We start from the raw sequence: 9,542 nt of genomic DNA on the forward strand, positions 1-9,542 counted from the left end.
CCCGGTGCTCCTCGCGTCCGCGGGACCTCAGGCGCCGGGTCCCGGCAACCCGGCCCCGGGGCCGGATCCGGCCGGGTCGGGGACCCGGTGGGCGGGCGTGGTGAGCGCGGGCGGCCGGGCATGCGCGTCCCGGTCCGCGGCCGGCCCGGCCCCGGCCGCGGTGTCCCGGGCGTCGGCGTCGGTGAGCGCCCGGGCGACCCGGGCGACGTAGAGGTTCTCCACGGTGCCGGCGGTGGCCTCCCGGTCCGCCCGGACCGCGTCCCGTTCGGCGGCGATCTCCTGTTCCACCTGTCGCAGGGCCGGTTCCAGGGCGTCGGCGCCGGGCTCGGCGGGCGTCGGCGCCGGCGCGGCCCGGGGGGCCTCCTCGGGCAGCCGGTAGTCCTCCTCCCCGAACAGCGGGATGAGGGGATCCGAGCGGACCGGCAGCCGGCGGGCGAGCGCGTCGGGCGCCGGGGTCGGGTGGCTCCCGGCCGGGTCGGGGACGTACTCCGTGAGGTCGTAGCCGGAGTTCTCCAGGTCGAGCGGCAGCGCCGCCGCATCCTGGACCCGGGCGAAGACGATGACCGCCGCGGGATCCGCGGCGTCGGGGGCCACCAGCAGGGTGTCGACGGTGGCCGGCAGTTCCCAGTCGATGCCGACCAGGTGCTCGGGCAGGATCACCGGTCCGGTGAAGTAGCCCTTGCGGGTCAGCTCGACCAGCTGGGCGTCGTCGAACTCGTAGAAGGCGTCGACGGTGTCGCCGTCGCCGTGCCGGTAGGTGACCTCGGTGATCCCGAAGGGCAGGGGAGTCTGCGGCCGGATCGCGCGGAGCTCACCGCTCAGGTGCAGGTAGGGCCGGTAGTTGCGGTCCGGGGTGTGGTGGCACAGCTCGAGGGTCTCCATCTGCACGATCAGCAGGGCCGGGCGGCCCGCGGCGCGGACGGTGGCCACGCCGTGCTCGCGCAGGACCCGGTCGGCCCAGACGTCGGTCATCGGCAGTCCGGCGGTCCGGGTCATCGGCGTGCCTTCCGGGCGGTGCGGGCCCGTCGGGGCCGGGGCGCGGTGTCCGCCGGCGCGGCGGGGGCCTCGGCGGGCGGGGGTTGCGGGGTCCGGGCGGCGCGGAGCGCGGTCAGGCGCCGGCCCGACCAGCGCCACAGGGAGCGCATCACCCAGAGGTCGGCGACCGCGAGCAGCAGGGTGGCGCACGCGAACGGCATCGTCCACAGCGCGATGATGCCCTCGCCGGTCAGCATCAGCGCGGAGGAGGCCGCCTGCCGGTGCAGCCAGGCGCCCAGCAGGGGCACGAGCACCGTCACCGTGGTCAGCGCGAGCAGGTAGTCCGCGAGCAGGACCGACCCGCGCAGCAGGACGGTCGCCGCGGCCAGCGAGACCCGGCCCGGGCGGGGGAGGAGCCGGGTGAGGGCCGCCGGTACCCGGGGGCGCAGGGCGCTCGCGGTGCCGCGCGGGGTCCGGGCGGTCTCGTGCGGGGTGTCGATGGCCATCGGCAGCTCGATTCTGTGTCGGTCGGCGGCGCATTCGCGGGGCAATCAATCCGCCAATAGCATTCTATCAATAGGTCTAGTGAAAGGATCGGAGTTGCCGGGCGGGCTCTGTCCGGTCGGCGGCTCAGCCGGACCGGCGCGCCTGCGCCGTGCCGGCCGCCCCGGTGAGCGCGAGCACGGCTCCGGTGGCGTCGGTGTCGACCCGCAGGAGCATCGGCCGGTGCCCGGTGACGCCGGCCGTGCCGGTCACGGTGTCGGCGGTGATCGCCACGTCCACCCGGACCGCGTAGGCGTACCGGTCGGCACGCACGGCGATCACGGTGATCTCGGGGTCGCCGTCGACCGCGGAGTTCACCCCGGTGGCATCCAGCTCGTACTGCAGGGTCCCGTCGGCGGCCCGGATGGTCCGTGGCGCCGGCAGGAAGTCCCGGAGGAACGGGTCGGTGGCCGCCAGCCGGTAGCGCGTCTGCAGCCGGTCCCGGGCCGCGAGGTAGGCGGCTCCGGTGTCCCAGGTGAACGCGGTCCGGGCCAGGTCGGTGAGCCGGGGACGGTCGGCCTCGAGCCGGTCCCGGCGGAGCCCGAGCCCGGTCCGGATCCCTGCTTCCACCGCCTGTCCATCCTCCTGGTCCCGTGCCGTCAGCCGCTGCGCGAGGTCGTCGATCCGGGCCTGCTGGGCGGTCAGGGTCGCCTCCTGCTGGATCCGGGTCGCGCCGGTGAGCACGGCCAGGCCGGTGAGCCCGGCCGCGACGCCGATTCGCAGCAGCCGGGTGCCGCGCGCTGCCCGGGGACCGGTCGGCGTCGGGGAGGTCGGGCCCGCCGCCGTCATCAGTGGGCTCCCGTCGGGTGCCGGGACCGGTCGCCGGCGGTGGTGACGACCAGCTCCAGGTGGTCGAACCGGCCGCGGGTCCCGTCGTGGGTGTAGTCGGCCGCGGCCCAGGCGAGGGTGTCCCCGGTCGCGGTGTCCCGGCACACCCAGCTGACCCGGGCCCGGGTCGCGCCGGGGACCGGTGCGGTGGGGGAGCCGAGGTCGGCCAGCACCGCCAGCGGTTCCCAGCGGTAGGTGTCGGCGGCCGCGGCCCGGGGGCCGTCGTAGCGGATGTACCAGGCGTAGCGCGGGTCGATCTGCCGGGCCTCGTCGAAGGCCGGGACGCTGGACCAGCGGTAGGCCTCCGCGTCGGAGGCGACGTAGGCGGAGGGGGCGAACAGGTCGGCCAGGCTGCGCCGGTGTGCGACGATCGCCAGCAGCGCCGGGCCGGGCACGCCGTCGCGGGGCGGCGGGGTGGTGTCGGCCTCCCGGTAGAGCTCGGCGAACCGCTGTTGCCCGGTGGCGACCCGGCCGGCGTCGTGGTCGGCGGCCCGGCCGAGGGCGGCCAGCCGGTCGGCCAGCTCCGGGGGGACCGGCCGGTGCCCGGCCAGCCGGTGTTCCAGGGTCGCGATCGTGTGGTCCCCGGCCGCCCGGGTGGTCTCGTACCGGTCCCCGGTGACCCCGGCGAGCGCGCCGAGGGTGAGGGCCACCGTCGCGGCGGTGCCGAGGAGGATGCGGCGCTGTCGGCGGGCGCGGGCCTCCGGGGGGACCGGTGCGGTGCGCCGCCGGTGCAGCCAGCCGGTGAGGCGGGCCTCCAGTTCCGCCCCGGTCAGTCGGGGCCGGGGGCCGCGGACCGGGTGGGTGGTCCGGGGCGGGTCGGCCTGGTGGGGGTCGGGGGCGGGCCGGACCTGGGCCGGGCCGGTGGGTGGGGCGGTCATGGCGGTTCCTTTCGTGTCCTTTCGTGCGGGGTGGTCAGGCGGCGTGCGGGAGTTGGCCGCGTTGCCCGACCAGGTCGGACACGTCGACGAACTCCCAGTTCTGGGTCTGCCAGGTGGCGGCCTCCACCCAGCGCACCCGGCCGGCGTACTCGCAGTAGCTGGCCTCGCCGATCAGGATCCGGGTGCCGTCCACGGCGAGGACGACGCCGGTGTGCCCGACCGAGGGGTTGGAGGTGTGGCCGTGGGAGAAGACCGCGTAGGGGGTGGGGGTCCGGGTGGTCTGTTTGTGCATCACCCCGGCCATTGCGCCGGCGACGTCGACGCCGTTGCCGGGGGCGTAGCCGCCGGTGAAGCTGGTGTAGGCGGTGACGAAGTACCAGCTGAAGCTGACGCAGTTGGCGGTGTAGGAGCCGTTGCATTGGCCCGGGCCGCCGCCCTGGAAGCGGGCCCGGAGCACCCGGTCGCCCTCCTCGATGTAGCGGGTGATCAGGGCCTGGGCGTCCGGCTCGGTCAGGCCGCCGCCGGTCAGGGTGCCCGGTGCGGTACCGCCGGGTTTCGCCGGGGTGGCGGCGCAGTCGCTCCGGACCTCGCCGGCGGCGGCGTTCGCGCTGTCCACCGCGCTCCCGGGCTGCCCGGGCAGGGCGGTCAGTACCGGGGCCTCGTCGGTGAGCAGGACATGCACGTGATCCCGATGGTTCTCGGTGGGGGAGCCGCGGTCCTCCATGGCCCGCCAGCCCTCGCTGCGCCGTTGGGTGGTCCAGATCTGCTGGTACCAGATGACGTTGCTGATCCCGACGGCGTCGGCGTTGCGGACCAGGTAGTCCGCGATCGCCTGGCCGGTCGCCTTCCCGTCGGCGGTCAGCGGCACCATCAGGTCCATCGCGTAGCCGCGGGTGTGTTCCCCGTCCCCGCGCAGGCCGCCGATGGTGGTGATGCCGTAGTGGGTGCCGAGCAGGTGGGCCAGCGCGTTCGCGTTCGGCTGCAGGCCCAGGTTCGGGTAGCTGCGGCCGCCCGCCGGGGGAGTCGGCCCGGCGGTCTCGCTCGGGCCGGCCGGGCCGGGGGCCGCGGTGCTCGGGCCGGCGGCGGGGGCGGGTTCGCCGCGGGTCCGGCTGGGTTCCCCGCCGCCGTAGGTCGGGAACTTCTGCCGGAATTCGGCCAGGTAGCCGGTGGTGATCGAGGGCAGGTTCGGGTAGCGCTGCAGGTTTCCCTCGCCCGCGTTGTGGGCGATCAGCAGGGCTTCCAGGTCGGTGAGCTGGGTGGTGTAGGCCGCGTCCGGATTGTTCTGCCGCATCCGGCGGACCGTCTCGAGCCGGTCGTCGAAGTACTGGGCGGCGTGGGTGGTGTGGATCATCGGGTCGGTGATGTCCGGGCTGGTGACGGTGCCGCCGCCGGTGAAGCGCCGCCACTCGGCGGCGTTGATCTGGAACAGGCCCCAGGTGCCGCCGTTGGAGTCGTTCGCGAACAGGTCGGGCCGGAAGTCGGACTCGCGGTCCATGATGAAGGCGAAGAAGGCGGCCGGGATCCGGTACGCGGACCGGGCGGCGGCGTTCTCGATCCACGGGATCGCCGCGGCCGGGACCCCCTGGCCGGTGAAGGTGCCGGCGTTCGCGCCGACCGGACGCGGCGCGACCCGGCAGGCGTCCGGCCGGGTCCGGAGGCGACCGTCGGTGTGGACGGTGGTGGTGAGCGCCCCGGCGACCAGCGCGGTCACCAGGGTGAGGGCCGCCACCGAGGTGACGACCCCGGCGCCCACGGCCACCGCCGGGGCCGCCGCGGCGCCGACGGTGAAGCCGAGCGCGCCGGCGGTCTTGGTCGCGAGCCCGCCGACCGACGCGAACGGGGCACTGACCGCCCCGGCGGCACCCTTGAGGGTGGTGGTCAGGAAGCCCCACAGGGCGGCGGCGCCGTTGGCCAGCATCGCCATGGCCGCGAAGAACATCGCCTTCAGCCACTGCAGGAAGGCCATCGCCAGGATCACGGCCAGGGCTCCGGGGGTGGCCGCGGCCCCGGCGGCCAGCACGAGGTGGCCGGCCTTCGGGCCGCCGGTCCGGGCCTCGGGTCGGGCCTCGCGGGGGGCCGGTCGTGTGCTCGTGGGGCGGTGCGCGGCCAGGGGCGAGGTGGCGGGGCCGGTGCCGCCCGCTCCGGCCGGCTCCGCGGGGGTCGCGTCGGGCCCGCCGCCGGTGACCGCAGCGACTCCCCGGACCGCGTCCTGGGCCCCTTCGAGGGCCACGTTCTTGGCGGCCCCGGCCGCCGCGCCCGGCAGGGCGCCGACCCCACCGGCGGCCGCCCCGGCCCGGGCTCCCGCGATCGCGCCGGAGACGGCGCCGCCGGCGTACCGGGCCGCGGTGTCGCGCGCCGCCGAGCTGCCGTCGCCCCGCACCGCACGCTGGGTCAGGTTCCCCGCGGCGTTGGCGGCCGCACCGTCGAGGGCCTGAACGGCGCGGGCCGCGGTCGCGGCCCGGGCCGCACCCCCGGCCGCCGCTCCCGGAGAGGCCGGGTCGCCGGAGCCCGCACCGGCCGGAGCAGGCAACGTCCCGGCGCCGGAGACCGCGCGGCGGTCCGCGGAGTCCGGCGGTGCGGGGACCGGCGGTGCGGGGACCGGGCGGTGCGGGGTGCCCCTGCCGGGGTCACCGGACCCGCCGATCCGGCTGGGCCCGGCGGGTCGCGGGGGCGGCGCGTCCGCGCGAGTCGGCTCGTCGGGTGCCATGGGGAGGGTCCTTCCGGTGGGGTGGGGCCGGTGGGTCAGTAGAGGACGGTGAGCACGCCCTCGGTGTGGGTGGATCCGTTCGCCCGGATGTCGCGGACCTGTACCTCGAGGCGGAGCAGGTCGATCAGCAGGTCGCTCTGGTAGGTGCTCTTGGCTTTGGCGTAGTCGCTGTAGGCCTGGGCGAGGTTGTTCATCACCGTGGTGAGCGGGCGCATCGTGACGTCGGTGACCGGATAGTCCTTCTTGAGGTCGGTCCCGTCGGAGAGGATCCAGGCCATCTCGGAGAGCTGCCGGGTGGTGTCGTCGGAGCCTTCGTCCCGCTTGGCGGCCAGGAATTGCACGTAGCTCTGGCCGGGCGGGACCAGCCGGGGCAGGTAGCCGGTGTAGACGTTGCCGTCGCGCCAGTTCAGCGCGACGCCGCCGGGTACGACGTGGTCGGTCTCCAGGGCCAGCGTGGAGGTGCCCCGGTTCTGGGCGGCGGTGGCTCCGGTGATCCGGTCGGTGGCGATGGCTGCGGGCACCCGCGGGGCCCACAGGGACAGCCCGTCCGCCCGGGTGGTCGCCAGGTCGGCGGTGGAGGCCGCGATCTGGGCCTGGTGGGTCCGCATCTCGGCCAGCTTCGCGTCGAGCTTGGCCTTGATCTCGGCCTCCCGGTGCACGAGCACGACGTCGTAGTAGGCCTGGGCCGGGTCAAGGGTAGGGCGGTCCAGTGCCGGGATGACCGGTGCGTCGCTCCCGCCCGGATTCAGGTAGATCGCCCACTGGTCGTACTTGGTGAAGGTGGCGTCGGAGGGGGTTTCCTCGGCCCCGCTGCGGGCGTTCCTGTCGGAGCTGAGTTCCTGGGTGGCCCGGACGGTCAGGTTGAGCACCTGCGGCGCGAACGACTGGCGCGCCTCCAGCAGCACGCCCAGATAGCCGGTGGAGCCGAACACGAGGAAGCGTCCGGTCAGCCCGGGGGTGTCGACCGGATGGGTGCCGAGCTCGCGGTCGGAGCCGAGCAGGAAGGCGCGGTAGTCGGCCGCGGTGTAGGAGATCCGGGCCCGGTCCTCGAAGTGCATCATCACCAGCGCCCGGGTCCGGCCCCGGTTGGTGTAGACGCCGTCGACGGTGCCTTTGAGGCCGGTCTTCGACGTGGTGAATCCGGTGGTGTGCACCGCCTGCGTCGTGAGGGTGGCGGCGCCGGTCCGGAGCGCGGCGACCGCGGCTCCGCCGGTCACCAGCACGCCGAGGACGACGAGGATGCCGACCATCACCCCGAAGCGCTCGATCGCATGGTGCGAGTCGAGCCGGAGTTTGCCGGCGAGGGCGGCCGCGGTGTCGGTGATCCCCATGTGGAGTCCGTTTCGTGTGAGGGGTGTGGTCCCGTGGACGGAGGGGCGGCGGCCCGGGCTCAGCCGGCCAGCCCCGACAGCAGCAGCTGGCCGGCCAGGACGGTGCCGCCGCCCAGGTCCTCGATGGTCTGCTGGCCGCCGGACCCGATGGTCCACACCAGCTGCCACCCGCCGGTGGCCAGGGCCCCGCCGATCAGGATCATCAGGGCGATGACGCCCCAGCCTTTCTGTTGGCCGGCGCTCTGCTGGTCGGCCAGCAGCTTCTTGCCGGTCTGGACGCCGCCCCAGATGAGGAGGACGGCGCCGACCAGCATCAACAGCAGGCCGCCCCACACTTGGATCTGCGTCTTGGCGTTCCCCAGGAAGCTGGACACGTCCCAGGCGGCGGTCGGCGTCACCACATCGATCGCGACGGTGGTCAGAACATTCATGGATCTTTCCTCTCGCGATGCGTTGTCCTATCCGAATGCCAGAGGATCGGGAACAGCGCACCCATTCGTCGGGAATGACAGGCATAGAATGAGAGATCCGCACGCCGTACGCAGTCGAGTCCCGCGCGATCCGGCGGGCCAGTGGGGCGGATAGGCCCTGACGTCATGGAGACATCAGGCCGTCAGTGCTCAATCTACCGCATTCGAAAGACCGAGGAAAAGACCTATCGAAAGATATGAGGCATGTGGCCTCGGTCATAGGCCGAGGTCGGTCACCGCGTTCCCGGCGAGGGGCACGTAGTCGCGGTCGTAGGCGTCGACCATCAGGTCGGTCCGGTGCCGGGTCTGGCGCCGGACGTCGCGGAAGTCGGCCCCGTTGCGGCGCGCCTGGGTCACGAAGCCGGAGCGCAGACTGTGGAAGCCGTAGCCGGTCGGGTCGATCCCGGCCGCCGCGAGCCGGGTCTGCAGCATCGTGTGCAGTGCGTCGCCGCTGACGCCCGTGGCGTGGATCCGGCCGCTGTGCCGGTTCCGGTAGGTGGCCCGGAGCAGGGGAGTGCCGGCGGTGAGGTCCGCGCTGCTGATCAGGCCGGGCGCGGTCCCGGCTCCGCAGACGTGGTGGTCGAGCTGGTAGCCGAACAGCTGGCGCATGATCGCGCGACGCAGACCGGTGGGGTCGTGGGTCTCGGTGAGCCGTACCAGGGCCAGCCAGCGGTGCAGCGCGCACGGGGCACAGGTCACCGGGCTGCTTCCGGTGGGCAGGACCACGACGTCGGGCAGCGCGTTGCCGGGATCGGCCTTCGACCGGCCGACGTGCACGTGGATGCCATCGTGGGGGTGCAGTTGCAGGCTGGTCAGCCGCAGGGCCGCGACCTCGCTGCGCCGCAGCGCGCCGGCGAAGCCGAGCCAGAGCGCCGCGGTGTCCCGGGCCGCCGAGATCCCGGCCGGGTAGACGTCGTGTTCCATCGCGCCGATCACCCGGAGCAGATCGTCCAGAAGCAGCGGCCGCATCCGGCGCGGGCGGGTGGCCCGCAGCTTGATGAGACCCCGTACCAGGTCGCTCACCGCCCGGTGGCCGGTGGGATCGAGGAAGCCGTCGCGCAGATGGCGTTCGGCCAGGCCGGCCAGATGCAGCCGGATGGTGGCCACCGAGAACCGGGGGAGGCCGTCGGGATCGGTCTGCACCGACATCCACGCGACGTACCAGCGCACCGTCTCCGGGTGCGCGGGCAGCGGCTCCAGGCGGTGCTCGGCGCAGAACGCCGCGAAGGTGCGCCAGGCGCCGGCGTAGGCCCGCCGGGTGCTGTCGGCGAGGGTGTGCTGCTCGAGGGCGAGGGAGATCTCTTCGAGTTCGCGCAGCTCGGCCCCCAGCGCCGGCTCCGGGGGTGGCTCCGGAGCAGCCACGGCAGCCAACGGTGCGGAACCCATGGGTCCAGTATCCACTCGCGAGCGATGGCATAGAGATTGGCGCCACCCTGCTCGTTGGTCCGCCGATGGTTCACCCGATGCAAAACCACCTAGCCGGTCGGACCCAGGGGTCGATGTGAATGGGACTCAACACTCCGGGACATCACTCGGGCACGTGTCGGTCCTGCATCGGTTGGGACGGCAGTGACCCCACGACGGAGATCATCACCAGGCCGTCACTCATCCCCACGCCGAGCTGGGCGGGGCCGGCCGGGACCAAGCTCTGCACATACCCCAAAGTGTGAACCTCGAGCCAACACACCTTTGCGACGGGGTCCCACAACCTCACCGTGTGGTCACCGCTGCCGGAGGCGAGCAGGGTTCGTCCGTCGGGGAGTGGCAGCACCGCCAACGTCTCTACCCCGCGGGTGTGGCCGGTGAGGGG

The 9,542-nt window shown here is 74.2% G+C and carries 9 protein-coding genes; all 9 read right to left on the reverse strand.

The genetic code is table 11. The features are described from left to right. Nucleotides 1-27: 27 nt before the first annotated feature. Complete coding sequence (locus G531_RS24830) at nucleotides 28-996, reverse strand: hypothetical protein (RefSeq protein ID WP_051215592.1); 969 nt, start codon at nucleotides 994-996, stop codon at nucleotides 28-30. Continuing rightward, entirely contained in the window at nucleotides 993-1,481 is a 489-nt protein-coding gene (locus tag G531_RS0115680) for a hypothetical protein (protein ID WP_026927956.1), read from the reverse strand. The genes G531_RS24830 and G531_RS0115680 overlap by 4 nt, the downstream gene beginning before the upstream one ends. A 124-nt stretch (nucleotides 1,482-1,605) precedes the next feature. Then, complete coding sequence (locus tag G531_RS0115685) at nucleotides 1,606-2,307, reverse strand: hypothetical protein (RefSeq protein WP_026927957.1); 702 nt, start codon at nucleotides 2,305-2,307, stop codon at nucleotides 1,606-1,608. Next, nucleotides 2,307-3,224: a hypothetical protein gene (locus tag G531_RS0115690; RefSeq protein WP_026927958.1), complete on the reverse strand. Its 918-nt coding sequence runs from the start codon at nucleotides 3,222-3,224 to the stop codon at nucleotides 2,307-2,309. The genes G531_RS0115685 and G531_RS0115690 overlap by 1 nt, the downstream gene beginning before the upstream one ends. Nucleotides 3,225-3,258: 34 nt before the next feature. Further along, nucleotides 3,259-5,931 carry a CHAP domain-containing protein gene (locus tag G531_RS24835; protein WP_051215593.1) on the reverse strand — a complete coding sequence of 891 codons (2,673 nt, stop codon included), beginning with the start codon at nucleotides 5,929-5,931 and terminating at the stop codon, nucleotides 3,259-3,261. 35 nt (nucleotides 5,932-5,966) lie between these two features. After that, complete coding sequence (locus G531_RS0115700; RefSeq protein WP_026927959.1) at nucleotides 5,967-7,262, reverse strand: hypothetical protein; 1,296 nt, start codon at nucleotides 7,260-7,262, stop codon at nucleotides 5,967-5,969. A 59-nt stretch (nucleotides 7,263-7,321) separates the two neighbouring features. After that, nucleotides 7,322-7,693 carry a hypothetical protein gene (locus G531_RS0115705; protein ID WP_051215594.1) on the reverse strand — a complete coding sequence of 124 codons (372 nt, stop codon included), beginning with the start codon at nucleotides 7,691-7,693 and terminating at the stop codon, nucleotides 7,322-7,324. Between the two features lie 255 nt (nucleotides 7,694-7,948). Beyond that, nucleotides 7,949-9,118 carry a hypothetical protein gene (locus tag G531_RS23255; RefSeq protein ID WP_051215595.1) on the reverse strand — a complete coding sequence of 390 codons (1,170 nt, stop codon included), beginning with the start codon at nucleotides 9,116-9,118 and terminating at the stop codon, nucleotides 7,949-7,951. A gap of 142 nt (nucleotides 9,119-9,260) precedes the next feature. Further along, a partial coding sequence (locus G531_RS0115715) for a WD40 repeat domain-containing protein (RefSeq protein ID WP_026927961.1) occupies nucleotides 9,261-9,542 on the reverse strand: 282 nt, incomplete at its 5' end.

The sequence above is a fragment of the Granulicoccus phenolivorans DSM 17626 = NBRC 107789 = JCM 15570 genome (assembly GCF_000423085.1).
GTDB classification, from domain to species: domain Bacteria; phylum Actinomycetota; class Actinomycetes; order Propionibacteriales; family Propionibacteriaceae; genus Granulicoccus; species Granulicoccus phenolivorans.

Excerpts from the sequence above, each read along its gene's own strand:
- G531_RS0115690 (WP_026927958.1), bottom strand. The coding sequence starts at position 3,224 with ATGACCGCCCCACCCACCGGCCCGGCCCAGGTCCGGCCCGCCCCCGAC.
- G531_RS24830 (WP_051215592.1), bottom strand. The coding sequence starts at position 996 with ATGACCCGGACCGCCGGACTGCCGATGACCGACGTCTGGGCCGACCGG.
- G531_RS0115700 (WP_026927959.1), bottom strand. The coding sequence starts at position 7,262 with ATGGGGATCACCGACACCGCGGCCGCCCTCGCCGGCAAACTCCGGCTC.
- G531_RS23255 (WP_051215595.1), bottom strand. The coding sequence starts at position 9,118 with ATGGGTTCCGCACCGTTGGCTGCCGTGGCTGCTCCGGAGCCACCCCCG.
- G531_RS24835 (WP_051215593.1), bottom strand. The coding sequence starts at position 5,931 with ATGGCACCCGACGAGCCGACTCGCGCGGACGCGCCGCCCCCGCGACCC.
- G531_RS0115680 (WP_026927956.1), bottom strand. The coding sequence starts at position 1,481 with ATGGCCATCGACACCCCGCACGAGACCGCCCGGACCCCGCGCGGCACC.
- G531_RS0115705 (WP_051215594.1), bottom strand. The coding sequence starts at position 7,693 with ATGAATGTTCTGACCACCGTCGCGATCGATGTGGTGACGCCGACCGCC.
- G531_RS0115685 (WP_026927957.1), bottom strand. The coding sequence starts at position 2,307 with ATGACGGCGGCGGGCCCGACCTCCCCGACGCCGACCGGTCCCCGGGCA.